Source organism: Yersinia hibernica, assembly GCF_004124235.1.
Lineage (GTDB): Bacteria > Pseudomonadota > Gammaproteobacteria > Enterobacterales > Enterobacteriaceae > Yersinia > Yersinia hibernica.
Genome location: NZ_CP032487.1, coordinates 4,416,250 through 4,441,476, shown reverse-complemented (window position 1 = coordinate 4,441,476; position 25,227 = coordinate 4,416,250). Strand labels below are relative to the sequence as shown.

Genomic DNA, 25,227 nt, shown 5'->3' with positions numbered 1-25,227 from the left:
GCTTTTATTTTGCTTCTGATGCGCTATGGCTATGTTGCCATCATAACACTCACAATCAGAATAATTCGTGCGTCTGGCCGTTATCCATCAGGGTTGTACCCGCCTCATGCACTGAATACTCAGTGGGTTGTGTCCCCTCGATAAAGTATTCTGCACGGCTACCGGGCCCACCAGTAGAGAGTTTGCCCGTTTGTTTATCAATCACAACACTGACGATGCCGGGTGGTGGTGGCACTTGTTTTTCCGGCAAACCTTCAAGGGCGACTTTCATAAAATCATCCCACGCCGGTTGTGCGCTCTTCGCCCCCCCCTCAGCCCCAGATATCTGGTCAGGGATAGCGCCTGATGCGGTGCTGCGGCCCAAGTCACGGCGATGATCATCAAAGCCAATCCAGACTGATGTCACCGTATCAGGGCCATAACCGGAGAACCAGGCATCTTTTGAGTTGTTGGTGGTACCGGTTTTACCGCCGATATCTTTACGTTTCAAATCGCGCCCTGCACGCCAGCCCGTCCCCATCCAGCCCGGTTCCCCGAAGATGTTGGAGTTCAATGCATCGCGAATCAGAAACGCCAGTGGCGTGCTGATAACATGAGGGGCATATTGCTCATCGCTATTGAGCTTCGCCTGGGCTGGAGTGACTTGTTCTAGCTCCGGCATGGGCACATTGTTGGCATTGTTCGTTTGTGACGTCGCGACGTTTTCAGTGTTATCGTCGGACAATACAACCGAACGCTGGGTATCACCGTAAATGACCGGTAAGTTACACTCCTCACAAACAATCTTCGGCTGCGCTTCAAACAGTACATTGCCGGTATCATCAGTGATTTTGGTAATGAAATACGGATCAACCAAATAGCCGCCATTTGCCAACACGGCATAGCCACGAACCAACTGTAATGGTGTGAATGACGCCGAACCTAATGCTAGTGACTCGGAATGCACGATATTTTGTGCCGGGAAACCAAAGCGTTGTAAGTATTCAGCGGCATAATCCACGCCCATAGCCCGCATAGCTCGCACCATAACCACGTTTTTCGACTGGCCTAAACCTTGGCGTAAACGAATTGGGCCGTCATATGTCGGTGGCGAGTTCTTTGGCCGCCAATCTGTCCCCGCACCGGCATCCCAACGTGTAATTGGCAAGTCGTTAAGGATAGTTGCCAGAGTCAGGCCTTTGTCCATCGCCGCGGTATACAGGAATGGTTTGATATTCGAACCGACCTGACGCAATGCCTGTGTCGCACGGTTAAACTTACTTTGGTTAAAATCAAACCCGCCAACCAGCGCTTTAATCGCGCCATTGTTTGGATCGATAGAAACCAAGGCGGAATTGACGTCTGGCACTTGCGCCAACCACCAACTGTCACCGACTTTGCGAACCCAAATCTGCTGACCTGGCTGAACCACATCCGTGACTTTCTTCGGTGTCGGCCCTTGAGCATTATCAGATCTATACGGACGCGCCCAACGAATACCGGCCATCGGTAACGTCACATTGCTGCCATCCGCCAATATTGCGGTTGCTTGCTCAGGATTAGCTTGCGTAATGACCGCAGGCAACAGTGGGCCATAAACAGGTAAAGTCTTCAGCGAATCAATGATTTGCTCATTGCTCCAAGCACTTTCACCCACTTTCCATAACACATTCGATGGCCCGCGATAGCCGTGGCGCATGTCATAGGCCAGCACATTGGCTCGTAAGGAATCAACAGCCGCTAACTGGAGCTTTCTGGTGATGGTGGTATAAACCTGATAGCCGTCGGTATAGGCGTTTTCACCGTAACGCTTAATCATTTCCTGGCGCACCATTTCAGAGAGATAAGGTGCTGAGAAAGCAATTTGCGGCGCATGATAGTTAGCAACCAGCTCTTCGCTGCGCGCTTGATCATACTGTGCTTGCGTGATGTATTTTTCATCCAGCATGCGCGACAGCACAACATTCCGGCGGGCAATCGCCCGGTCATGCGAATAGAGCGGGTTGAACGTTGATGGCGCTTTCGGCAAACCGGCAATCATCGCCATCTGACTGAGAGTCAACTCATTGACATCTTTACCAAAATAAACCTGAGCTGCGGCCCCGACACCATAAGCGCGGTAACCCAAATAAATCTTGTTCAGATATAACTCAAGAATTTCATCTTTGGTCAGCAACTGTTCAATGCGAATGGCCAAAAAAGCTTCCTTGATTTTACGCATCAAGGTTCGTTCTGGGCTTAAGAAAAAGTTTCGCGCTAATTGCTGGGTGATGGTGCTGGCCCCTTGAGAGGCGCGGCCCGAAACCATAGCAATAGACGCCGCACGTAGGATCCCCACTGGGTCCACACCGTGATGCTCATAGAATCGGCTATCTTCCGTCGCAATAAACGCATGCACCATTTCTGGTGGAATTTGTTTTAATGTCAACGGGATGCGGCGTTTTTCACCGTATTGGGCGATCAATTCGCCTTCGGCGCTATACACCAGCATCGGTGTTTGCAGCCGGACATCTTTCAGCGTGGCAACGTCAGGTAGCTGAGGCTCAATATATTTGTACAGGCCAAATATCGAGGCTGCTCCCAATAAAATGCAACACACCGCAAGGATCAAAAAATACTTTACGAACTTCACCTGAGATTTCCCATTCAATGTCAATTGGGCAGTTTATAAACAACCGCGTCGTAGTATAAAGGCAAGCCCGTAACATGGATACGTTCTTTTATTCTCTCTCGACACGGAGGTCGACAAAGTGCACTCACAATATTGGCAGGTTGGGCTGGATATTCAAATGGAGGCTATACGCGCCTTGGCAGTTGTCAGGCGGCGTTGTGGCTGGCAACTGCGTTATTGGTGGCATCAAACCTTACCTTCCGGGGCTTTGCGGGAGGGTATTTTACAACAGCCGGATGTTGTTAGCGACAAACTCAAACTATTACGCAAACAATTACCAAAACATATTTCATTACGTATTGCCTTGCCCGCCCAGCGCATATTACAACAGGCCATTCCTGCCCCAGACCGGCGGCTGCGCGAGCCCGAACGTGAGGGATTCATTCGCACGGTGGCCAGCAAGATTTTCCCGGTAAACAGCCAGGAATTGGCGTTGGATTATCGGGCTGGGGCGATGGCTGGCAATGAGTTATTAATCACTGCGGCTCGCCAGTCAGAAGTTCGTCAATGGCAAGAATGCCTTCAGCAGGCGGGGTTGTCAGCACATATGATTGATATCACCCCTTGCGCCTTGCGCCATATGGCTACGGCGGCGGGTTTATCGGGGCCTTATTGGTTAGTCCATCGGCTGGCAAATGAGTGGTTATGGGTCTCTTCCAGCGAGATGCCGTTCAGCTTTGGTGTGGTTGCGATTGAAACTGATGATCCACAGGAGGGTTGTAGCGCTAGTACAATCAATCCGTTATCTGCGCTATTAGCGCAACTTCATGCCTATTATCCCGAACAGGATAAAGCTGCAAAAGTGTATTACAGCAGCACGACGGAGGAGCCACCCCCGGAAGATACGATGCTCTGGTCACCCTTTACGGCATTTGCCCAATATCAGCCACCGCTACCTCCATTGCCCTCGGCTTTCATCTTAGCTGGAGGGCTGGCATTACGCCCGGCAGATTACTGATGTATCAGGTTAATTTTGCATTATGGCGTATGGAACGCCAGCTAACCCGTTACCGATTTTGGCGCAATGTAGGGTTATGCCAAGGGGGGATTTTTATCCTCGCACTGATTGCTATGCAGATGCAATCACACTCAGTACAAATCAGTCAGCAACGCAGCCTGGCGGCGCTTTCGCACCAACAGACGGTATTAAACCAGCAGCACCAGCAAGTGCAACAAGGAATGGCACAAAAACAGCATATAGAGCAGCGAGTGAAAATATATCGGCAAATGCAGCAATCTGCCGGTCACTACGCAACACTATTGCAGCTATTCTCACAACAAATCCCTGATAATTGCTGGTTAATAAATTGGATGCCACAAGGTGACAAGTTGGTTTTTGAGGCCGTCAGCCAAGATTACGTTGCCATTCATGACTTTTTGGCCAGATTGAGCCAGCAGCCTCTGTTGGCCGATGTGCGCTTACAAAAGATTGCTCAGCGTGATGATGGCCATTTTCAGTTTATGGTGCAGGCGAACTGGCAGGGAGAAGAAATTAATGATGAATAAACAGCTTCAACGTTGGATGGACAGGCCCGGCTGGCAGCTTTGCTTATATCAATGGGGGCTATTGGCGCTGGTTGGCGCATGTGTTTATAGCCTGATATTGCGGCCGATGTGGCAGCAGCAACAGCTAGCGGATCAGGATATTATTCAACATCAACAACAGGTTGAACGCCAACAATCAGCACTGGCACTGTTGCCATCACTTATTTCTCTTCAGCAGCAAATTGTTGCATTGCGGGCAATAGAGGCACCGTGGCAGCAGTCAGAGGGTCCAATAGCGCATTTAGTCGGCAAATGGATTACGCCGTTTGGTGGGCAGGTTATCAGTTGGCAGCGGCAATCTGAACAGCCAGTGGAGGCCGGGGAGCACTCATCGGCACCGCAACAATGGCATGCAACCTTGCGCGTCAATTTCTATGGGGTGCTCCATTTGCTTCGTCAGTTAGCAACAACTCCATCGCCGGTCCAAATCCAAGTGATTGATATTACGCGAGATAGCTCGGCGCTGAGAGTAAAACTACAGCTAAAAGAATATCGCGTGGAGGGTGATCATGAGTAATCATCGCCTTAGAGCATGGGTTATCGCGGGGCTGTTGGTAGCAATGACCTCGGCTGCTAGCGCAGAGCCTTTATTGGCGGCGATTGAGCGCAACCCTTTTCAGCAAATATCAACACAATCTTGTGATGATGACCGTAGAGAGCTTATCCATTGGCAATTGCAGGGCACTGTCCGTGGTACCGATTATCATTCTGGTTGGGTGCTGCGGCCAGGGGGGGAGTGGCGAAAACTTGTTATGGAAACACGTTTATTGCCCCATTGGCGGGTGACCCACATCAGCGAGCGGCAGGTTAGCCTGCAGCATGTCAATTCAGACCGGCCATGCTCAGGTTTATTGGGAACTGTAGTGCTATCAATGCGCTAGCGATGAATTATCAGCATTAAAAGGAATTAGTCTGATGGGAATTTATACAATCAAAGTGAAAGGTTGGTTTTTGGCTGCATGCCGCGTGGTACGAGAGTCATTATTTATCCTCTTGTTGCTCAGTGTGTTACTGACTAACACCTTTTGCGTGAGTGCCAAAGGTGGCGCGCCAGTCGTCACTCTGGAATTTCAAGATGCCCCTGTCTCCATTGTGCTGCAAGCACTGGCGGATTATCAGCAATTGAACTTGGTGATCGGGGCAGAAGTCAGCAGCAAGCTTAGCTTAAAGTTGGTTGGTGTCCCTTGGGAGCAAGCGCTCGCTATCGTTTTACGCATGAGCCGCCTAAAAGTTGAACGTGAGGGTGCGGTGCTGATGGTTTTCACTGAGCAGGATATTGAAGATAAACGACAACGAGCCGAACAAAAATCGGCACCGCAAGCGCTGAGTAACTTGAGCCTTGCCTTGCAATATGCGGATGCTGAGCAAGTTGCGGAGAGTTTGAATTTAGCTGAGGGGGGACTGCTTTCTCCGTTGGGCAGTGTGGTGGTAGATAAACGTACAAATACATTATTAATTCGCGATACTCCCGCATCATTAGCATTATTGAAAAACTGGCTAACAGAGATGGATTTGCCTTTACAGCAAGTCCAACTTGCTGCGCATATTGTGACCATCAGCCGCGAGAATTTGCAGGAACTTGGCGTACGTTGGGGGATGGGGGAGGGGAAACCAGCGCCAGCACTTCGCATGAATGATTTTAATGTTAATTTGCCGCTGCCAAATAGCGCTGTCAATGCGGGGTTCAATGTTGCCCGCATCGGGGGGCGTCTGCTAGAACTGGAGTTGAGCGCATTGGAACAAGAAAATCAGGTCGATATTATTGCCAGCCCGCGTTTAGTGACTTCACATCAGCAAACTGCCAGTATAAAGCAAGGTTCAGATATTCCTTATACCGTTTCACAGGGTAAAAAAGGGGCCACGACGATTGAGTTTAAAGAGGCGGTACTCGGGATGGAAGTTACCCCCAAAATACTGCGTAATGGCAAAATTACTTTAAACTTAAAAATCAGTCAAAATATGCCCGGAATGGCGATGAAACGTGGCGATAGTGAAACTTTATTAATAGATAAACAGGAAATAAAAACCCAAATAACCGTCAATGATGGTGAAACTATTGTGTTAGGCGGGATTTTTCAGCAAAAAAGTAGTCAGGGCATTAATAAAGTGCCCATACTGGCCGATATTCCTTGGTTAGGTGGGTTGTTTAAACAGGATGCCCAGCAACAAAGTCGTCGAGAGTTAGTGATTTTCATCACACCAAAGTTAATCAGCGCATGAGTTTTATAGGGTACAGATTTATGAAAACGGACTAATCTTGGTGACTTTCTGCAACTTTTTGTGTGATAGGGAGCTTCTAAATTTGACGCTGCCTCCGATTTAGCTTACAAGGGTTACCGAATTGAGCTCCGAGGTTTTTAATAACGTTGATACGCCGATAAAAACGTATGGTTTCCCTCCCACGACGTGTACAACGATTTATTCGGTTGCCAAACTACCAGAAGTGCTGAGATAATTTTCCGTCTGATCTCGCACTATCGCTCATGAGGTTTCAGTTTAGGTCCCGTCGCTAATTTGATTGGCGGGGCGGGTTATCATTAACGAATAGTCTTAGTAATACCAAAAACATGGCAGAGAAACGCAATATCTTTCTGGTTGGGCCTATGGGTGCCGGCAAAAGCACTATTGGTCGTCAGTTAGCTCAGCAACTCAATATGGAGTTTTTCGACTCTGATCAAGAAATTGAGCGACGTACCGGAGCTGACGTGGGCTGGGTATTCGACGTGGAAGGCGAAGAAGGTTTCCGCGATCGTGAAGAAAAAGTTATTAATGAACTGACGGAAAAACAGGGCATTGTTCTGGCAACCGGTGGTGGCTCTGTTAAATCCAGAGAAACCCGTAACCGTTTGTCAGCCCGTGGCGTTGTGGTGTATTTGGAAACCACTATCGAAAAGCAGTTGGCCCGTACTCAGCGCGACAAAAAACGTCCGTTGTTGCAGGTTGATTCGCCCCCACGTGAAGTGTTAGAAGCACTGGCAAAAGAACGTAATCCGTTGTATGAAGAAATTGCAGATGTCACCATCCGCACTGACGATCAAAGCGCGAAAGTTGTTGCTAACCAGATTATCAACATGCTGGAAAGTAACTGATTTTAGCATTTTACTAATGCCCGCGGGCGTAAGTTAAGAAGGTTACTGGGCGCGACATGGAGAAGATTACTGTCACGTTAGGGGAGCGTAGCTACCCGATTACGATTGCTGCTGGGTTGTTTAATGATCCGGCCTCTTTTAAGCCGCTAAAGGCGGGTGACCAGGTGATGTTGGTCACTAACCAAACGCTAGCCCCACTCTATCTGGATTCAGTCCGGGCAGTGCTGGAGCACAGCGGCATTAAAGTTGATCAGGTGATTTTACCTGATGGTGAACAGTATAAATCTCTGAGTGTTCTGGAGCAGGTGTTTTCTGCCCTTCTGGAAAAACCGCACGGTCGTGATACTACGCTCGTCGCCTTAGGTGGCGGTGTAGTAGGCGACCTGACCGGTTTTGCCGCAGCTTGCTATCAGCGTGGCGTTCGCTTTATTCAAGTTCCTACTACCTTACTTTCTCAAGTGGATTCCTCTGTCGGTGGTAAAACCGCAGTGAATCACCCCTTGGGTAAGAACATGATTGGTGCTTTCTACCAGCCTGCATCGGTGGTGGTTGACCTTAATTGTCTCAAAACCCTCCCTCCACGTGAGCTGGCTTCCGGGCTGGCTGAAGTTATCAAGTACGGCATTATTCTTGACGCCGATTTCTTTGAGTGGCTGGAAGCTAACATCGACTCACTTCTTGCCTTGGATATGTCAGCATTAGCTTACTGCATCCGCCGCTGCTGTGAATTGAAAGCCGATGTTGTTGCCGCCGACGAACGTGAAGAGAGCGGAATGCGCGCTTTACTCAATTTGGGTCATACTTATGGCCATGCCATTGAGGCCGAAATGGGTTATGGCGTCTGGCTACATGGGGAAGCCGTGGCTGCCGGAATGGTGATGGCCGCACAGACCTCCCGTCGATTGGGCCAGTTCTCAGACAAAGATGTTGAGCGTATCAAGAAACTACTCTTACGTGCGGGTCTGCCAGTTTGCGGGCCACAGGAAATGACGCCAGAATCTTATCTGCCGCATATGATGCGAGATAAAAAAGTGCTGGCCGGGGAGCTTCGCCTAGTGCTGCCAACGGCGATAGGTAAATCTGAAGTCCGTGGTGGTATTGCGCATGATATGGTGCTGGCGTCTATCGCGGATTGCCGGTTATAGGATTGACATAGCTAAGATATTCAAACTCTATGTTGATAAGTTCTATGCTCATAAGTTCTATGATGTTGTATCATAAAAACATCATATTCCTTTGCGGCGGGCGGTTTAGCCTGTTTGCAGTCAGTAAAATCAATCAGCCGGGCTGCAGTGATAAATGTGGTTGGCTTTTGCCTCTAGTTGGAGGGTTTAGATGGATGATTTAAAGCCGGAAGACGATCTGAAACCAGATAGCAGTGACCGTCGTCCTACACGTGCCCGCAAGTCCTCAACTGGGCCTAAGCTGGCGGTTTCACGCCAACATATGATGATTGGTATCGGCATTTTAGTGCTGTTACTGATTATTATTGCCATCGGCTCAGCTCTTAAAGCACCGACAGAGCATGAAGCATCACAACAGAATCCGAATGTGGATGCGAGAAGCATTAATCTATCTGATTCATCTTCATTGACCAGCGGTAATAACACCCAACCCGCAGTGGCAAATAACACCACTGATGGTCATGATGCTAATGGGGTGAAGAACACGGCTCAGCCACAAGATATCAGTGTTCCGCCAATATCTCCGACGCCGACCGAGGCCGCACCGCAGTCTTCTGCCAATGGTCCAACTCAACGTGTTGAGTTACCTGGAAATATGTCTGATGCACTTTCTCAGACCCAGGGGCAGGTTGATACATTGTCTCAAAACATGAATGACGGTCAGACATCAACCTTACCGACAGCGCCAGCAACGGTTTCGGGCTCGAAAGGGGCTAAAGTGCCCGCAGCGCGGGAACCGCTAACCCATCCAGCGCAAAAATCGGCCACAACCGCGACTAAGCAACCGGCTGTTAGTCATAAAAGTCCGACAACCGCAGTTTCTCCAGCCGCTTCTGCGGTAGCGAAATCAGGCACGACTGGCAGCAGTGCATTGAAAAATGCCCCTGGTAGCCACTTCACGTTGCAACTGAGCAGCGCTTCGCGCTCAGATACGTTGAATGCCTATGCTAAGCAGCAAAAATTATCTGACTATCATGTCTATGAAACTAAACGTGATGGTAAGCCTTGGTACATCTTAGTGAGTGGCAACTACGCCTCTTCTGCGGATGCAAAAAGGGCTATTGCGACACTACCAGCTGATGTTCAGGCGAAAAAACCGTGGGTTAAACCTGTACAGCAAGTACAGCAAGACCTTAAAAAATAAATCATTCTTATTTGTGCGCTGATGTGCTGTCTGAAACAGAGTACAATCTGCGGCTCTGAATTATTAAGTAGCTAACTGACGGCATGAAGAAAAACCGCGCTTTTTTAAAATGGGCTGGTGGAAAATATCCGCTGGTTGATGACATTCGACGCCATCTTCCAGCGGGCGACTGCTTGATAGAGCCATTCGTCGGTGCGGGTTCGGTGTTTCTTAACACTGAGTATGAGTCTTACATACTGGCCGATATCAACAGCGATCTTATCAACCTCTACAATATCGTGAAGGACCGCACCGATGATTTCGTGCGGGATGCTCGCGTTTTATTTACGGGTGATTTCAATAATTCCGAGATTTTTTACCAACTGCGCCAAGAGTTTAACGCCAGTACTGATGCCTATCGCCGTGCATTATTGTTTCTCTATTTGAATCGCCATTGTTATAACGGTCTGTGCCGTTATAATTTGAGCGGTGAATTCAATGTGCCTTTTGGCCGTTACAAAAGACCTTATTTCCCGGAAACTGAGCTGTATTGGTTTGCTGAAAAATCGCAACATGCTGTTTTTGTTTGTGAGCACTATCAGGAAACCTTATTAAAAGCAGTGCACGGGGCCGTGGTTTACTGCGACCCTCCGTATGCGCCATTGTCAGCGACGGCTAATTTTACGGCATATCACACCAGTAATTTTGGTCTGGCGGATCAACAGAATCTGGCTCGCTTGGCTTACCAGCTGTCGGCAGAGAACAAGATTCCGGTGCTGATTTCTAATCACGACACTGAACTGACGCGCGATTGGTATCATCAGGCGTCACTGCATGTGGTAAAAGCGCGCCGTACTATCAGCCGTAATATCCTCGGCCGTAGTAAAGTGAACGAACTTTTGGCGCTGTATAGCTGAGTGGGAACGCCTGCTCGGTAACGATTCAAACCCAGTGACTGATGAGATAGCCGGTTATCAACCAAGCTGATATCTCATAAAGCAAAGAGACACGTTTGGAGAAGCGGATGAAAAAGTTTTTAATTGCCCCGTCTATTCTATCAGCAGACTTTGCCCGTTTGGGTGAAGATACCGCTAAGGTGCTCGCCGCCGGTGCTGATGTTGTGCATTTTGATGTGATGGACAACCATTACGTGCCTAATCTGACCATCGGGCCGATGGTGTGTAAGGCTCTGCGTGACTACGGCATCACCGCCCCTATTGATGTCCATTTGATGGTGAAACCGGTTGACCGCATTGTCCCGGATTTCGCTAAAGCGGGTGCCAGCTATATTTCATTCCATCCTGAAGCTTCCGAGCATGTTGACCGCACTTTGCAACTCATTAAAGAGAGTGGCTGCAAAGCGGGCTTGGTGTTCAACCCGGCAACCCCACTTAGCTATCTTGATTACGTGATGGATAAGCTGGATGTCATTTTGTTGATGTCGGTCAATCCTGGGTTCGGTGGGCAGTCTTTCATTCCCGAAACCCTCAATAAATTGCGCCAGGTGCGCAAACTGATTGATGACAGCGGCTATGACATTCGCCTGGAAGTGGATGGTGGCGTTAAAGTGGATAATATTCGTGCTATCGCGGCCGCCGGTGCGGATATGTTTGTGGCGGGGTCGGCTATTTTTAATCAGCCAGATTACGCCGCAGTTATTGATGCCATGCGCAGTGAATTGGCGATGTCTACTAATGACTAAATTTGATGCTATCCGCGGGGTGGCTTTTGATCTCGATGGCACATTAGTTGATAGCGCCCCCGGGCTTGCCAGCGCGATTGATATGGCGTTGCAGCAGCAAAATTTGCCCGCCGCGGGCCAAGATTTGGTGTCAACCTGGATTGGCAATGGCGCTGATGTGTTAGTCGAGCGCGCGCTGCGCTGGGCTGGCCGTGAGGCCGATGTTCAATCTGTAGCCCATACCCGCGAACTATTTGACCACTATTATGCCCAAACGGTTGAGCAGGGAAGTCAGTTATTTCCGCAAGTGAAAGCAACACTGGCGCAACTGGCGGCCAGTGGTTTGCCGATGGGGCTGATTACCAATAAGCCCACGCCATTTGTTGCCCCGCTGCTGGCATCACTGGGTATTGCCGAGTATTTTTCCGTCATCATTGGCGGTGATGATGTCGTGGTGAAGAAACCTCATCCAGCTCCATTGTATTTATTGTTAGCCAAACTTGGCTTGCATGCCCATGAAATGCTGTTTGTTGGTGATTCACGTAATGACATTATGGCCGCACAGGCGGCGGGTTGCCCCTGCGTTGGGCTAACTTATGGATATAACTATGGTGAAGCTATTGCCACCAGTCATCCCGACTGTGTGCTGGAGCATTTTGCCTGTCTGTTGCCCGCCATCGGGCTACCATCTTTAAAAGATCAGGAAGCATAAAATGAGTAAACCCACTGCATTAACGGCTGTATCCGATAACCCAATAAAACCTATCGTATTTAGCGGCGCGCAACCGTCCGGCGAATTGACTATTGGTAATTACATGGGTGCGCTGCGTCAGTGGGTACAGATGCAAGATGATTATGATTGCATCTATTGCATTGTTGACCTGCATGCGATTACTGCTCGTCAAGACCCCGCGCTGTTACGTAAAAGAACGCTGGACACCTTAGCGCTGTATCTGGCTTGTGGTATTGATCCGCAGAAAAGCACCATTTTTGTTCAATCCCATGTACCAGAGCACTCCCAACTGGGCTGGGCGCTGAACTGCTACACCTATTTCGGCGAACTAAGCCGCATGACTCAGTTCAAGGACAAATCCGCCCGCTATGCTGAAAATATTAACGCCGGTTTGTTCGACTACCCGGTATTGATGGCCGCAGATATTTTGCTGTACCAGACCCATCAGGTGCCCGTGGGGGAAGATCAAAAGCAACATCTGGAATTGAGTCGCGATATTGCCAGCCGCTTCAATAACTTGTACGGTGATATCTTCAAAATCCCTGAGCCATTTATTCCTAAAGCCGGTGCACGGGTTATGTCTTTGCAGGATCCAACCAAAAAGATGTCAAAGTCAGATGACAACCGCAATAACGTCATCGAATTATTGGAAGACCCTAAATCTGTCGTGAAAAAGATTAAACGCGCGATGACAGATTCTGACGAACCCGCGGTTATCCGATATGACACCGAAAAGAAAGCCGGTGTTTCTAACCTGCTGGATATTCTCTCTGGCGTCACGGGCCAGTCTATTGCGGAGCTGGAAGCCCAGTTTGCCGGCCAAATGTACGGCCACTTGAAAGGGGCGGTTGCCGATGCGGTGTCTGGCATGCTGAGTGAGCTGCAAACGCGCTATCACCAATATCGTCAAGACGAAGTTTTCTTGCAGGAAGTGATGCGCGAAGGGGCCGCTAAGGCGCGTGGTCGTGCGCAAGAAACACTGGCAAAAGTGTATGACGCGATTGGTTTTGTTACCCATCCATAAGTAAATTAGTCACTTAGCTAAAGGGGGTTGCTCCCCCTTTAGCATCAGTTCAGTTCAGCCCACTCGTTCAATTTGTTCCTTTACCCCGGCCTCGCCATGTTCGGCACTGGAAAACCAGTTCAGTTTTTCGCGCAAACTGACCACACTGCCGACGATTATCAAACTCGGGCTGCTGACCTGCTGGGCCAGTAGCGCCAACTGACTCAGTTCGCCGCTAACCACCTTTTGATGCCGCGAGGTGCCGTTCTCGACCAGTGCCACCGGTGTTGTGGCGGGCATGCCGTGTCGAATCAGTTGCTGCTGAATTTCACCAGCCTGTGAGAGCCCCATATAGAAAACCAGCGTCTGTTTTTCTGCTGCCAGATTGGCCCAATCCAACTGACTGTCTTTCTTGGCGTGGCCGGTAATCAGCCGCACACTTTGGGCATGATCACGGTGAGTCAGAGGAATGCCGCTGTAAGCCGAGCAGCCAGAAGCCGCCGTTATCCCCGGCACCACGGAGAATGGAATGTTGTAGTCTGCCAATGTTTCCAATTCTTCACCGCCGCGGCCAAAAATAAACGGATCGCCGCCTTTTAGGCGCACCACACGTTTTCCCTGCTGCGCCTGCTGCAATAGAATCTGATTAATTTGCTCTTGCGGCACGGTGTGGCGGCCAGACTCTTTGCCGACAAAAATTCGCTCGGCATCGCGCCGCACTAAATTCATGACTTCATCGGATACCAAGCGGTCATATACCACGACGTCAGCTTGCTGAATCTGTTGCAAACCTTTTAATGTCAGCAAACCGGCATCGCCGGGGCCTGCGCCCACCAGCACCACTTCACCGCAATCTGCAAGTGGCACATTGAACAGTTGCTCAAGGTGGTGCTCGACTTGTATCCGGTCTTCATTAGCCAGTGATTGCGCCAGACGGTCATGGGTCAGCAGTTTCTCCCAAAAACGGCGGCGGTCAGTCATGGCAGCAAAGTGCTGTTTCACCCGCTGGCGTAAATCGCCCGCCAAGCGCGCCAACTGCCCTAAATGCTGCGGCAGCATGGCCTCGAGTTTTTCTCGCAGCAATCGGGCCAATACCGGTGCTTTGCCGCCGGATGAGATAGCAACCATGATAGGGGAGCGGTCGATGATTGATGGCATGATAAAACTGGTGCGTTTCGGGTCATCAACCACATTGCAAAATACCCGTTGTTGGTTGGCAGTTTGATAGACTAAGGCATTGACGGCCACTTGATCCGTTGCTGCAATCACCAGCCATTTCTCTGCTAATAGTTCGGTGATGAACTCACCGCTGACCAATGAAAGTTGCCCCTGCGCGGCCCAATCGTGAAACTGTGGTGTAAATTCGCGCGCATTGACGGTAACGGCGGCACCCGCCGCGAGCAATAAACGGGCTTTGCGTTCGGCCACCTCACCCCCACCGACCAGCAGGCAGGCTTTGTTTTGCAGTTGGCAGAAAATCGGGAAGTAGTCCATGGGCAATCCTTCAAGTTAAGGCCGCTGTGTGGCAAAACCAGCCCCTGCGGGCTGGTTATTCATGGTCATTAATGCTTAACCGCCTGTGGCGTATTGACTGCCGCAGACTGTGGGCGCTGCTCGCGCGGTGTGGCATACCAGTAGCCCAGCCCCATAAATACCGCACCTGACAAGGTATTCCCCAGTGTGACCCACAATAGGTTGTGGCCGATGCCGCTCAGGGTGTAAGCCTCGCTGTGATGACCAAACCAGGACAAAGCAAACAGTGTCATATTGGCCACCGAGTGTTCATAACCGGAGGCAATAAAGGCCAGTAAACACCACCAAATAGCGATAAATTTCGCAGCACCTTCAACACGAATTGCCATCCAGATTGCCAGACAAACCAGCCAGTTACATAATACACCTTTGAAGAATAAGGTCATAGCTGGCGCTGAGGTTTTTGCCAATGCGGCGCTATGCACCAAGCTGGTATCTACTGACAGCAGATTGCCGCCGCCGTAGTAATAAAGTAGGGCGACAAAAACAGAACCCAGCAGATTCCCTAGCCAGGTTTGGGGTAATACCGCCCACATTTGGCTGGATTTGATGGTGCCGGCTTTGACACCGAAGGTCAGGAACATAGTGTGGCCGGTAAACAGCTCAGAGCCGGCGATAATCACCAAGGTCAGCGCCAGGCCAAAGGTGGCTCCCATGACTAATGGGCGATATGCCGGGTCAATTAGGTTACCCAGTGTGAAAATCAGAATAATACCAAGGCCGACATAGGCACCGGCCATGGCTGAGCCAATCCAAAAGCCCAGCGGGCTTTCTTTGGCCAGTTTGACGATGCGGGCCGCATTGGCCGCGCATTTGTTGATGGTGTCGCTGTACATAGTGAATCCTAAATCCCCTGCGATTTTGTCGCCAATATCTCGGAGATATCCAAAGGTTATGGTGTGTAAATCCGGTTAAACCAGATTTTCCCGTTATTTATCAATGCTTAATTTGCACGATACCGTCGCGTACCCGCACGTCATAATGGGTAACCGAGCGCGTTTCATCTTCTAGGCAGAAGCCATCATGCAGGCGAAAATGTTGTTTCTTCAGCGGGCTGGCGACCCACAAATCGCCCTGATGTTCTGCAATTAACCCGCGCGACAGCACACTGGCCTGGGCGAAAGGGTCAATGTTGCTGATGGCAAATACCTGTTCGTCAGCATAAGGCCGAAAGACCGCGATTTGATGTTCACCCATCAGGCCGCATACGCCGCTCCCGGGCAAAATGTCATTTAATGGGCAAAGTGGCGTCCACTGGCTCATAGGTTTTCCTCCAGTTCCAGCATCCGGACAGGAATGCGTTCTTCCGGACGCGCTGGGCGATGTTGTTCACGCTCGCGCACCACTTGCACATTGAGGTCGCGCCGTGGGCTGTTAATAAAGTGGGCGAAACGCACTTGTGCCGCCGGATTTTCAACGGTGGTTTTCCATTCGCAGACGACATTGTCGCGCAGGCGGGCAATATCGGTTTCGAGTTGGTCGTTAATGCCCAGTTTGTCGTCGAGAATGACGGCGCGCAGGTAGTTAATGCCGCCGTCGAGACTCTCCAGCCATACCGAAGTGCGTTGCAGCTTATCGGCGGTGCGGATGTAGAACATCATAAAGCGGTCGAGGTAGCGCATCAGTGTGGCTTCATCCAAGTCCGCGGCCAGTAAATCCGCATGACGAGGTTTCATCCCGCCGTTACCGCAGACATACAGGTTCCAGCCGTTTTCGGTGGCGATGATTCCGACATCTTTACCCTGTGCTTCCGAACATTCACGAGTACAACCGGAGACCCCAAATTTCATTTTGTGTGGTGTGCGGATGCCCTTGTAACGATGCTCCAGCGCGACCCCAAAACCGACGCTATCACCGACCCCAAAGCGGCACCAAGTGCTACCGACACAGGTTTTCGCCATGCGCAGTGCTTTGGCATAGGCATGCCCGGTCTCAAAGCCGGCGTCAATTAACTGCGCCCAGATAGCGGGCAGGTCGTCTTTTTGCGCGCCAAACATCCCGACGCGCTGTGAGCCAGTCAGTTTGGTATAGAGATTATATTGTTTGGCAATGCGGCCAATGGCCAGCAGGCCATCAGGTGTGATTTCACCGCCCGGCGAGCGCGGGATAACTGAGTAAGTGCCGTCTTTTTGAATGTTGCCGAGGAAGTTGTCATTGGTGTCTTGCAGCGGAGTATGCTGCGGCGCCAATATATATTCATTCCAGCACGATGCCAGCAGCGAACCGACGGTCGGTTTACACACTTCACAGCCGTAACCTTTGCCATATTTCTCCAGCAGGGCGGCGAAGGTTTTAATCTGTTCAACACGAATCAGGTGGTATAGCTCTTGGCGGGAATAAGCAAAGTGTTCGCACAAATGATGATTAACTTCAATGCCTTGCTTGCTGAGTTCGGCATTCAGCACTTGGGTCACCAGTGGAATACAGCCGCCGCAGCCGGTGCCGGCTTTGGTCGCCGATTTAAGCGCCGCCACAGTATGGCAACCCTGGCCGATCGCTTGAATAATGTCGCCTTTGGTGACATCAAAACAGGAGCAAATTTGCGCGGTATCTGGCAGTGAATCCACCCCCATGGCCGGCTTGCTGCCCGCATGAGCCGGTAAAATCAGGCTATCGGGGTTTTCCGGTAACTCAATATTATTCAGCGCCAGTTGCAGCAGATTGCCATAATCACTGGTATCCCCCACCAGCACCGCGCCGAGCAGGGTTTTGTTATCGCCACTGACCACCAGACGTTTATAAATTTCTTTACTTTCATCCAGATAGACATAGCTGCGCGCGCCTTCAGTGCGGCCATGGGCATCACCAATCCCACCGACGTCGACCCCCAGCAACTTGAGTTTGGCGCTCATGTCTGCACCCTGGAAGCTATTTTCGCGGCCTAATACATGGTCGGCAGTCACTTGTGCCATTTTGTAGCCCGGGGCGACCAAGCCGAAAGTGCGCTCCTGCCATGATGCGCATTCGCCAATGGCGTACACATCAGGGTCAGAAGTCTGGCAATAATCATTGATGGCAATCCCCCCCCGGCGCGCGGTAGCTAAACCGCATTGATGGGCCAGTTTGTCTTGGGGGCGGATACCGGTGGAGAACACAATAAAATCGACTTCCAGCTGTGTGCCATCGGCAAACTGCATGGTTTTGCGGCTATTCTGTCCAGAATGGATAATTTCTTGGGTGTTTTTGCCGGTATGCACTTTGACGCCCATGCGCTCAATCTTCTGGCGCAGTTGGTCGCCGCCCATCGGGTCAAGCTGCTCGGCCATTAAAACGGGAGCAAACTCAATAACATGGGTTTCAACGCCCAAGTTTTTCAGTGCGCCGGCCGCTTCCAACCCTAATAGCCCACCGCCAATCACCGCCCCGCGTTTGCTGCGGCGGGTACAAGCTTCGATGGCATTCAAGTCTTCAATGGTGCGGTAAACAAAGCAATCTTGCCCTTCGCTGCCCTTGATGGGCGGGATCCATGGATAAGATCCTGTCGCCATAATCAGCTTGTCGTAATAGAGGGTGCGCCCACTGTTGGAGTGAATGACTTTCTCTTTGCGATTAATGGTAATGGCGCGTTCACCTACCAGCACTTTTACGCCATGTTTTTCATAAAAACCTTCGCGAACCAGTGATAATTCTTCTGCAGTATGGTGGGAAAAGTAAGATGAAAGATGAACCCGGTCATAAGCGATGCGCGGCTCTTCGCAAAATACGGTTATCTCAAATTGGTCTTTATCTGCTTTATCTAATAAGTCCTCAATAAAGCGGTGGCCGACCATACCATTGCCGATGATGGCAAGTTTGACTTTGCTCATTTTTGCCTCAATTTTTAATTTTCTACCCTCACCTTAATCTTCCGCCGCGCGTACTTATTGATGTAAATCAATTTGCTTTCCATATACCTCTAAGGTGGTAGATGGCTGATTTTTAACGGCTTTTGATAAGTTGCGGATTTCATTCATGTTTGGCTGAATGGTTTCAGTTTTGGTTGGTTTACTCATTTAAATAAAACAGTGTTTTATTTAAAGAAAATCGGGTGAGTGGCGGCGAGTCGGGTAAGCTAAAGCATAATGACGCACAGCAATCATGATGGGGGTATGTATGGCGGGCCAATCTTTAGCGAATCATTTATTAACCACTATCAATCATGTCCGCCTAGCCGGGCAGGCCGGGTTGTGGCAGATAGCAATTGCGGATGGCAAAATCACGGCGATGGTGCCCCAACCGGAGCAGCCAGTCAGCGGTGTGGGGGTGTTGGATGCACAGGGCGGGCTGGCATTGCCGCCGTTTGTTGAGCCGCATATTCATCTGGATACCACGCAAACCGCCGGTCAGCCCAGTTGGAACCAATCTGGCACTTTGTTTGAGGGCATTGAGCGCTGGGCGGAGCGCAAAGCCCTGCTGACCCGTGAAGATGTTAAACAGCGCGCCTGGCAAACGCTGAAATGGCAAATAGCCAATGGAATTCAGCATGTTCGCACCCATGTGGATGTCTCTGACCCCGGCTTGACGGCATTGAGTGCCATGCTGGAAGTTAAAGAAGAAGTCAGCCCGTGGCTGGATATGCAGATTGTGGCCTTCCCGCAGGAGGGGATTCTCTCTTACCCAGATGGCGCGGCACTGCTGGAAGAGGCGCTGCGGCTAGGGGCGGATGTGGTCGGTGCCATTCCGCATTTTGAATTTACCCGCGAATATGGCGTTGAATCACTGCATATTGCTTTTGCACTGGCGCAGAAATATCAGCGGCTGGTGGATGTGCATTGTGATGAGATTGATGATGAACAGTCGCGCTTTGTCGAAACGGTGGCGGCATTGGCACTGCGGGAAGATATGGGCGCGCGGGTGACGGCCAGTCATACCACGGCAATGCACTCTTACAATGGCGCTTATGCTTCGCGGCTATTCCGCTTGCTGAAAATGTCCGGCATTAACTTTGTTGCTAATCCGCTGGTGAATATTCATCTGCAAGGGCGCTTTGATACTTATCCAAAGCGGCGCGGCATTACACGGGTTAAAGAGATGCTGGCGGCACAGATTAATGTCTGCTTCGGTCATGATGATGTGTTTGACCCGTGGTATCCGCTGGGCACTGCCAATATGTTGCAGGTTTTGCATATGGGATTACATATTTGCCAGCTGATGGGATACGGCCAAATCAATGATGGGCTGAATTTGATAACCACCCACAGTGCCAGAACGTTGAATTTATCGGATTATGGTTTGCAGCCGGGTAATAGCGCCAACTTAATTATTCTGCCCGCGGACAGTGGGTTTGATGCGCTACGGCGGCAGGTTCCGGTGCATTACTCTATTCGCCATGGCGTGGTGATAGCCAAGACGCAGCCCGCAGAGAGCCGGATATATTTAGGCGCGGAGGAAGTGATTAACTTCAAATAGAGATAAATGTTAAATCGCCGTGAATGCCCTACAACCGCCAAGGTCGTAGGGCAGGAGAACAGAAAAATCAGTGAGTTACATGGCCGTGGCTGCGGTGTTTGGTGAAGAAGCCCAGAATCAGGCACATCACAAACACGGTCAAATACAAGCCGTTAGCCGTTGCCAGTGCTGCATGTACACCACTGTTGGCCACAATCGGCCCGGTGACCACGAAAGTGAGCATGGTGCCGACGGTGCCGCAGGTCAAAATGAAGTTCACCAGTTTTGGCGAAGACACTTTGGTTTGCAGTGAACCCAAGGTAATCAATGTGGTGTAGATGGCACTGGAGACAAAGCCCAAGGCCAGAATGTAGTAACTCAGGTGGTCTGGGTTATCCGTGCTGACAAACATATACATTGATAAGGTTGCCAGCGCCGCTAACACCGTGACGATGCGTTGCAGGTCAAAGAAGCGCAGGATAAAGCTGAACACCCACATGCCAATCATGTAAGAAATCCAGAAGTTACTGACCAATTGGCCGGCCTGGCTGATATCCATATTGAAAGTTTTGGTCGCATACTCCGGCACCCACTGGATAAAACCGAGTTGGCCGAGGATATAGCACAGGGCGGCAATCGCCAGGAACAAGACGCCAACGCCCCATTTCTCTTTGGCGACCGGCTGGCTTTGGTCCGTGGCTTTATGGCCCAGAACCGGGAATTCAGAGCACAATGTCAGGACGAAAATGCCCACATACAGCAGGCCGATGCAGACATAGACCCAGTACCATTCAATATGGCGCGCCAGCAGCATTGCCGCGGCAACGGGGAAAATCATCCCGGCCATGCTGAAGAAGGAGTCGGTGAACAGCAGGCGCGAACCGCGCTGACGCCCTTCATACATATGGGTAATCAGGAAAGTCCCGATCGACATGGTTATCCCGCTAACGACCCCGAGAATAAACATGCTGATGGAGAAGACCATCAAGTTATGGCCCACCATCAATCCGGCAATCGCAATCAACATCAGAATAAAGCCAAAGACTAACTGGCGTTTTAACGGAATGATTTCCATCAACCAAGCATTAAGGAAAATAGAGATCAAAATACCGGCATTAAGGAAAGTAAATGTGTTGCTCATACTGGCAATAGGCAGATTGAAATACTCTGCGATATTTCCCATCACCATGCCGGTGACAATAACTAACGCACCGGTCAGCGCGTATGAAAAGTAACTGATCCAAGTGAGTCGAAGGCGGTTGCTGTTATTCATAGATGGGCCTGTGTCAGCATAATATTTAAACAATAATAGTAATAACATTAATAAAAAGTGTTCAAACCAGTTTCACAACTGAGGCCGCGGATCCTAGCACAGGCATGGCTATTTTTTGTGATATACATTCAATTTCAAATGCAATTAAAACTGAGTCATTGCAAATAATAGTGACGCATCACAAATCTAAGCTCGGAAAAAAGGAGAAATAGTCTTAATTTAAGGCGGTTTAATGCCGGCTTAACTCAGATTTAGATATGATCCTCCCCACTCATTCGGCCAGTCACAGCCAATGAAAGTTATTGATAAAATAGGAAACTATCACTCGTATTTTTTTTGCTATTGAGATAAAGGAACTCTCGTCATGAGCCATGGGATTAGCGTAGCAATATTATTCGCGCGGATGGGCGGATGCCAGTAGGTCAAATGCTTTATCGTCGCCGGTGCTATTGCGCCTGGCTGGGGATCGCCGCGATTCTAATGCTCTTCATCGCGCCTGTGATATCCACCTCACTGGTGCCTTCCTCCGCGCCAAGCACCCTCTCGATGATGGTGACCGACGATGTCATGGATATGGCCCATCATGATGTCCAGGCCGCTCATAACGGGCAGCCTGCTGTTCATCATGACATGGTGATGGAGCATGCCGCCTGTGGATATTGTGTCTTACTGACCCATCTGCCATTGCTCAATACGGCTTTTAAAGCCGATATGCACTCCGTATTACCGCGGGTTGAGATATCACCCACGATATTTATATATGCAAAAATCATTGACGATACTTATTCCGAAGGCCACCCGCGCGCTCCGCCATTACCACTGTTTTATTCCTGATAACTCAATAAAAAACACTTTTCTGGCGTGGATAAATACCCGCTGGATCGCTTTGTATTACCCTAGGAATAGTTATGTCTGGTAAGAATAAAACCTTTAGAAAAACATTATTAGCCTGTGCAGTAACCTCGACCTTATCGGTATTGGCCTTAAATGTGGTGGCTGAGGAGCATCGGCATGGGGTGACTCATCATCCGGTGACAAATCAGGCAGCAGATGCTGGCGCAGCTAAAAAAACCCATGATGCGGATGTCATTACCGTCACGGCGCCCTTACATTCACCGCTCATTATCGTCACATCCCCAAAAGCACCGCGCCAGCCAGTGCCGGCCAGTGATGGTGCTGACTATCTGAAAACCATCCCCGGTTTCGCCCAAATCCGCAATGGTGGCACCAATGGTGACGTGGTATTTCGTGGCATGTTTGGTTCGCGCCTGAAAATTCTGACTGATGGTGCAGAAATTCTGGGCACTTGCGGGTCGCGGATGGATGCGCCGACCTCATATATTTCGCCGGAGAGTTTTGACCTATTAACCTTGGTGAAAGGGCCACAATCGGTGCTGTGGGGGGCGGGAGCCTCTGCCGGTACCATTTTGTTTGAGCGCGAACCCCCGCACTTTACCGCGGCGGGCATCAAAGGAAATGCCAGTTTGTTGGTGGGCTCGAATGGCCGCTGGGATAAAAATGTTGATGTCAGCTTGGGCAATGCACAAGGCTATTTGCGGATGATGGGGAATCAGTCTCAGGCTGGCGATTATCAGGATGGCAATGGGGCGCGGGTACCCTCGCAATGGGATAAATGGAATGGCGACATGGCACTGGGCTGGACGCCGGATGCAGATACTCTGCTGGAACTGACGGCAGGCAAAGGTGACGGCGAAGCTCGCTATGCTGGGCGCGGTATGGACGGCTCTCAGTTCCTGCGGGAGAGTTGGGGCGGGCGCTTTGAAAAAACCAATATTGGTGATGTGCTGGATAAAATCGAAGCGAAAGTCTATTACACCTATGTCAATCATATTATGGACAATCACACATTACGCACCCCGCCAATGATGGCAATGAGCAGTAACCTAGACCGGCGCACCTTGGGCGGCAGAGTGATGGGCACTTGGTTGTGGCAAGATTTCAAGCTGGAGGCGGGGACTGACCTGCAAACAAATACCCATCGTAAGAATAAACAAGGAGATTGGAGTAAAAATGCCCGTTTTGCCAACTATGGGCTGTTCAGTGAACTGACTTGGCGCGCCAGCGAGCAAGATAAGTTGATTACCGGTGCCCGTGTCGACCATCATCAGGTCACTAATTATGTTCGTGCTGATGAGCCAACCCGCTCCGCGACACTCCCCGCCGGCTTCATGCGTTTTGAGCATAATCTGGCTGAGTTACCGGTGATGTGGTATGCCGGCTTGGGCCATACTGAGCGCTTTCCTGATTATTGGGAGCTATTCTCACCAAAATTTGGCCCTACTGGCTCCAGCAGTGCTTTTGAGGGGGTGAAAAGTGAGAAAACCACCCAGCTTGATATTGGGGCGCAATATAATGGTAAGCAACTGAATGGTTGGATGTCGGCGTATTTAGGGCGGGTTAATGATTTCATCTTGTTCAAATATAACCCGAACAATTTGCGTATCAGTCAGGCGGATAATATCAACGCCACTATCATGGGCGGTGAGATGGGGGCTGGCTATGCTTTCAATGATAACTGGAAGGCGGATGCCAGTCTGGCTTATTCATGGGGCGAAAATACCAGCAATAATCGGCCATTGCCGCAAATTCCTCCGCTCGAAGCGCGGCTGGGGTTGACCTTTGAAGCCGGTGACTGGAGCAGCACGGCATTATGGCGGCTGGTCAGCAGTCAGCAGCGGATTGCCCTGAATGAGGGGAATGTGGTGGGCAAAGACTTCGCTGACAGTGCCGGCTTCGGCGTGTTGTCGGCGAATGTGGCCTACAAGGTGACTCCGCAGGTGAAAATCAGCACCGGTGTCGATAATCTGCTGAATAAAGCATATAGCGAGCACCTCAATATGGCCGGTAACAGCGGTTTTGGTTACTCCGCCAATACACAGCTGAATGAGCCGGGCCGGACTCTGTGGGCAAAACTGAATGTGACATTCTAAACATCAATTTGCGAGTGAAATGATAAGTGTGGCAGGCATTTGCTTGCCACCTTTGTTGTGAGTATCAACTGCGCTTTTAATGGCTGTTTTTAGGCGGCGTCACCGACTCGCGCATGATAATCGCCGGGGGGAAACTGGCGTTGGGGATCAGTGGGTTAATCAATAATTGAGTCGCATAGCGCGCCATTTCTACAATCGGGAAATGCAAGCTGCTCAATGCCGGGCTGACAAAAGGCGCGCGTTCGCCACTGTCATAACACAGCAATGAAATATCCTGCGGCACTTGCAAGCGGTGCTTGTTGATAGCCAGCAGGGCCCCAATGGCCATTTCTTCGTTACAACAATAAATAGCGGTGGGTAATTGCGGGCGATTGAGGATCTCATCCGCACGTTGATAGCCACTCTCCAAGTCGTAAACCCCTTCCAAACAGGCGACGGGCGCTAACCCCGCTAATTGCATGGCATCGATAAACCCCTGACGGCGCAATCCGCTGGAATGGCGCTGTGCTGAGCCACTAATACACGCAATATGGCGATGGCCGGCATCAATCAGTACTTGGGTCGCCATTTGGCTGGCACGACGATGGTCGAAAGTGACACAGCGGGCCTCCAGGCCGGGAACCAATCTATCCAATAACACGAATGAGCGGCCTGCCGCCGCCAGCTGGTGCAGCCTTTCATCACTGAGAAAACGGACATGCAGGATGAGGCCGTCGCAGCGCAAATTATACAGGCGCTGAATTGCCTGCCATTCTTTATCTGCATTATCCCGCCCCTGGGTGACTAACAGCTGCTTACCCTGAGATTCCGCCTCAGTTTGGACAAAATCCATCAATGCACCAAAAAAGCCCCCGCGATAGGAGGTAGTCACTAGCCCCAGAGTATGACTTTGGCTGGAGGCCAGTGCCCGTGCGGCCGGGTTTGGGGTATAGCCCAATACCGCCACCGCTTGTTCTACTTTTTCGCGCGTCTGTGCTTTGACATTGGTATCACCGTTGACCACGCGGGATACCGTAGCGCGGGAAACTCCGGCTAATACCGCGACGTCTTCCAGTGTGACCATTGCATGCTCCAATCCCCTGAGTACTTGAAGCT

Annotated in this window: 22 protein-coding genes; 15 read left to right on the top strand and 7 right to left on the bottom strand. The window is 50.4% G+C overall.

Going from position 1 to position 25,227, the window contains the following annotated elements; all coding sequences use genetic code 11:
* Positions 1-55: 55 nt before the first annotated feature.
* Positions 56-2,611, bottom strand: coding sequence for a peptidoglycan glycosyltransferase/peptidoglycan DD-transpeptidase MrcA (mrcA, locus tag D5F51_RS20920; protein ID WP_129198848.1), 2,556 nt, complete (start codon positions 2,609-2,611; stop codon positions 56-58).
* A 118-nt stretch (positions 2,612-2,729) separates the two neighbouring features.
* Between mrcA and pilM the strand changes: the two genes are divergently transcribed.
* The 12 genes from pilM to trpS all read left to right on the top strand — a co-directional run bounded on the left by pilM (position 2,730) and on the right by trpS (position 13,029).
* On the top strand, positions 2,730-3,608 hold the full coding sequence (gene pilM / locus D5F51_RS20915) for a type IV pilus biogenesis protein PilM (RefSeq protein ID WP_025376607.1): 879 nt from the start codon (positions 2,730-2,732) through the stop codon (positions 3,606-3,608).
* The gene (locus tag D5F51_RS20910) at positions 3,608-4,156 is read left to right on the top strand and encodes a PilN domain-containing protein (RefSeq protein WP_129198846.1); all 549 of its coding nucleotides are present in this window, start codon (positions 3,608-3,610) and stop codon (positions 4,154-4,156) included. Before pilM ends, D5F51_RS20910 begins: the two co-directional genes overlap by 1 nt.
* A complete protein-coding gene (locus D5F51_RS20905; RefSeq protein WP_129199534.1) occupies positions 4,149-4,712 on the top strand; it encodes a pilus assembly protein PilO in 564 nt (187 codons plus the stop codon). Before D5F51_RS20910 ends, D5F51_RS20905 begins: the two co-directional genes overlap by 8 nt.
* Complete coding sequence (locus D5F51_RS20900; RefSeq protein WP_129198844.1) at positions 4,705-5,076, top strand: pilus assembly protein PilP; 372 nt, start codon at positions 4,705-4,707, stop codon at positions 5,074-5,076. Before D5F51_RS20905 ends, D5F51_RS20900 begins: the two co-directional genes overlap by 8 nt.
* A 34-nt stretch (positions 5,077-5,110) precedes the next feature.
* A complete protein-coding gene (hofQ, locus tag D5F51_RS20895) occupies positions 5,111-6,415 on the top strand; it encodes a DNA uptake porin HofQ (protein ID WP_162301808.1) in 1,305 nt (434 codons plus the stop codon).
* A 347-nt stretch (positions 6,416-6,762) separates the two neighbouring features.
* On the top strand, positions 6,763-7,284 hold the full coding sequence (gene aroK, locus D5F51_RS20890) for a shikimate kinase AroK (RefSeq protein ID WP_004391482.1): 522 nt from the start codon (positions 6,763-6,765) through the stop codon (positions 7,282-7,284).
* A gap of 56 nt (positions 7,285-7,340) precedes the next feature.
* Entirely contained in the window at positions 7,341-8,429 is a 1,089-nt protein-coding gene (gene aroB / locus D5F51_RS20885) for a 3-dehydroquinate synthase (protein WP_129198842.1), read from the top strand.
* A gap of 190 nt (positions 8,430-8,619) precedes the next feature.
* Positions 8,620-9,612 carry an SPOR domain-containing protein gene (locus tag D5F51_RS20880; RefSeq protein WP_129198840.1) on the top strand — a complete coding sequence of 331 codons (993 nt, stop codon included), beginning with the start codon at positions 8,620-8,622 and terminating at the stop codon, positions 9,610-9,612.
* A gap of 83 nt (positions 9,613-9,695) precedes the next feature.
* Positions 9,696-10,508: an adenine-specific DNA-methyltransferase gene (gene dam / locus D5F51_RS20875; protein WP_129198838.1), complete on the top strand. Its 813-nt coding sequence runs from the start codon at positions 9,696-9,698 to the stop codon at positions 10,506-10,508.
* 107 nt (positions 10,509-10,615) lie between these two features.
* A complete protein-coding gene (gene rpe, locus D5F51_RS20870) occupies positions 10,616-11,293 on the top strand; it encodes a ribulose-phosphate 3-epimerase (RefSeq protein WP_025376614.1) in 678 nt (225 codons plus the stop codon).
* Positions 11,286-11,984, top strand: coding sequence for a phosphoglycolate phosphatase (locus tag D5F51_RS20865; protein ID WP_025376615.1), 699 nt, complete (start codon positions 11,286-11,288; stop codon positions 11,982-11,984). Before rpe ends, D5F51_RS20865 begins: the two co-directional genes overlap by 8 nt.
* Before the next feature lies 1 nt (position 11,985).
* Positions 11,986-13,029, top strand: coding sequence for a tryptophan--tRNA ligase (gene trpS / locus D5F51_RS20860; protein WP_129198836.1), 1,044 nt, complete (start codon positions 11,986-11,988; stop codon positions 13,027-13,029).
* A 54-nt stretch (positions 13,030-13,083) separates the two neighbouring features.
* On the opposite strand, the gene cysG is transcribed toward trpS, so the two are convergent.
* The 4 genes from cysG to nirB all read right to left on the bottom strand — a co-directional run bounded on the left by cysG (position 13,084) and on the right by nirB (position 18,347).
* Entirely contained in the window at positions 13,084-14,502 is a 1,419-nt protein-coding gene (gene cysG / locus D5F51_RS20855; RefSeq protein ID WP_129198834.1) for a siroheme synthase CysG, read from the bottom strand.
* Between the two features lie 68 nt (positions 14,503-14,570).
* Complete coding sequence (gene nirC / locus D5F51_RS20850; protein WP_025376618.1) at positions 14,571-15,377, bottom strand: nitrite transporter NirC; 807 nt, start codon at positions 15,375-15,377, stop codon at positions 14,571-14,573.
* Positions 15,378-15,477: 100 nt separating this feature from the next.
* Positions 15,478-15,804 (bottom strand): nitrite reductase small subunit NirD, encoded by a 327-nt coding sequence (gene nirD, locus D5F51_RS20845; protein WP_025376619.1) that lies wholly within the window; start codon positions 15,802-15,804, stop codon positions 15,478-15,480.
* Positions 15,801-18,347 (bottom strand): nitrite reductase large subunit NirB, encoded by a 2,547-nt coding sequence (gene nirB, locus D5F51_RS20840; protein WP_129198832.1) that lies wholly within the window; start codon positions 18,345-18,347, stop codon positions 15,801-15,803. Before nirB ends, nirD begins: the two co-directional genes overlap by 4 nt.
* A 286-nt stretch (positions 18,348-18,633) precedes the next feature.
* On the opposite strand from nirB, the gene D5F51_RS20835 reads away from it, so the two are divergent.
* On the top strand, positions 18,634-19,929 hold the full coding sequence (locus D5F51_RS20835; RefSeq protein ID WP_162301807.1) for a cytosine deaminase: 1,296 nt from the start codon (positions 18,634-18,636) through the stop codon (positions 19,927-19,929).
* A 67-nt stretch (positions 19,930-19,996) separates the two neighbouring features.
* Here the strand turns inward: D5F51_RS20835 and tsgA are convergent, their stop codons facing one another.
* Entirely contained in the window at positions 19,997-21,181 is a 1,185-nt protein-coding gene (gene tsgA / locus D5F51_RS20830) for an MFS transporter TsgA (RefSeq protein WP_129198830.1), read from the bottom strand.
* A gap of 411 nt (positions 21,182-21,592) precedes the next feature.
* Here tsgA and D5F51_RS20825 point away from each other — a divergent pair, with 411 nt between their 5' ends.
* Both D5F51_RS20825 and D5F51_RS20820 read left to right on the top strand, forming a co-directional pair.
* Positions 21,593-22,015, top strand: coding sequence for a DUF2946 domain-containing protein (locus tag D5F51_RS20825; protein WP_129198822.1), 423 nt, complete (start codon positions 21,593-21,595; stop codon positions 22,013-22,015).
* A 74-nt stretch (positions 22,016-22,089) separates the two neighbouring features.
* Entirely contained in the window at positions 22,090-24,132 is a 2,043-nt protein-coding gene (locus tag D5F51_RS20820) for a TonB-dependent copper receptor (RefSeq protein ID WP_129198819.1), read from the top strand.
* Positions 24,133-24,208: 76 nt separating this feature from the next.
* Here D5F51_RS20820 and D5F51_RS20815 read toward each other — a convergent pair whose 3' ends face one another.
* A complete protein-coding gene (locus tag D5F51_RS20815; protein ID WP_129198817.1) occupies positions 24,209-25,195 on the bottom strand; it encodes a LacI family DNA-binding transcriptional regulator in 987 nt (328 codons plus the stop codon).
* Positions 25,196-25,227: the final 32 nt, after the last annotated feature.

What these genes read in the sequence shown, in the direction of transcription:
- D5F51_RS20900 (WP_129198844.1), top strand. Translation starts at nt 4,705, where the DNA reads ATGAGTAATCATCGCCTTAGAGCATGGGTTATCGCGGGGCTGTTGGTA.
- nirB (WP_129198832.1), bottom strand. Translation starts at nt 18,347, where the DNA reads ATGAGCAAAGTCAAACTTGCCATCATCGGCAATGGTATGGTCGGCCAC.
- rpe (WP_025376614.1), top strand. Translation starts at nt 10,616, where the DNA reads ATGAAAAAGTTTTTAATTGCCCCGTCTATTCTATCAGCAGACTTTGCC.
- aroK (WP_004391482.1), top strand. Translation starts at nt 6,763, where the DNA reads ATGGCAGAGAAACGCAATATCTTTCTGGTTGGGCCTATGGGTGCCGGC.
- D5F51_RS20825 (WP_129198822.1), top strand. Translation starts at nt 21,593, where the DNA reads ATGCCAGTAGGTCAAATGCTTTATCGTCGCCGGTGCTATTGCGCCTGG.
- D5F51_RS20880 (WP_129198840.1), top strand. Translation starts at nt 8,620, where the DNA reads ATGGATGATTTAAAGCCGGAAGACGATCTGAAACCAGATAGCAGTGAC.
- nirD (WP_025376619.1), bottom strand. Translation starts at nt 15,804, where the DNA reads ATGAGCCAGTGGACGCCACTTTGCCCATTAAATGACATTTTGCCCGGG.
- cysG (WP_129198834.1), bottom strand. Translation starts at nt 14,502, where the DNA reads ATGGACTACTTCCCGATTTTCTGCCAACTGCAAAACAAAGCCTGCCTG.
- D5F51_RS20905 (WP_129199534.1), top strand. Translation starts at nt 4,149, where the DNA reads ATGAATAAACAGCTTCAACGTTGGATGGACAGGCCCGGCTGGCAGCTT.
- tsgA (WP_129198830.1), bottom strand. Translation starts at nt 21,181, where the DNA reads ATGAATAACAGCAACCGCCTTCGACTCACTTGGATCAGTTACTTTTCA.
- dam (WP_129198838.1), top strand. Translation starts at nt 9,696, where the DNA reads ATGAAGAAAAACCGCGCTTTTTTAAAATGGGCTGGTGGAAAATATCCG.
- D5F51_RS20815 (WP_129198817.1), bottom strand. Translation starts at nt 25,195, where the DNA reads ATGGTCACACTGGAAGACGTCGCGGTATTAGCCGGAGTTTCCCGCGCT.
- aroB (WP_129198842.1), top strand. Translation starts at nt 7,341, where the DNA reads ATGGAGAAGATTACTGTCACGTTAGGGGAGCGTAGCTACCCGATTACG.
- hofQ (WP_162301808.1), top strand. Translation starts at nt 5,111, where the DNA reads ATGGGAATTTATACAATCAAAGTGAAAGGTTGGTTTTTGGCTGCATGC.
- nirC (WP_025376618.1), bottom strand. Translation starts at nt 15,377, where the DNA reads ATGTACAGCGACACCATCAACAAATGCGCGGCCAATGCGGCCCGCATC.
- D5F51_RS20835 (WP_162301807.1), top strand. Translation starts at nt 18,634, where the DNA reads ATGGCGGGCCAATCTTTAGCGAATCATTTATTAACCACTATCAATCAT.
- D5F51_RS20910 (WP_129198846.1), top strand. Translation starts at nt 3,608, where the DNA reads ATGTATCAGGTTAATTTTGCATTATGGCGTATGGAACGCCAGCTAACC.
- D5F51_RS20820 (WP_129198819.1), top strand. Translation starts at nt 22,090, where the DNA reads ATGTCTGGTAAGAATAAAACCTTTAGAAAAACATTATTAGCCTGTGCA.
- D5F51_RS20865 (WP_025376615.1), top strand. Translation starts at nt 11,286, where the DNA reads ATGACTAAATTTGATGCTATCCGCGGGGTGGCTTTTGATCTCGATGGC.
- trpS (WP_129198836.1), top strand. Translation starts at nt 11,986, where the DNA reads ATGAGTAAACCCACTGCATTAACGGCTGTATCCGATAACCCAATAAAA.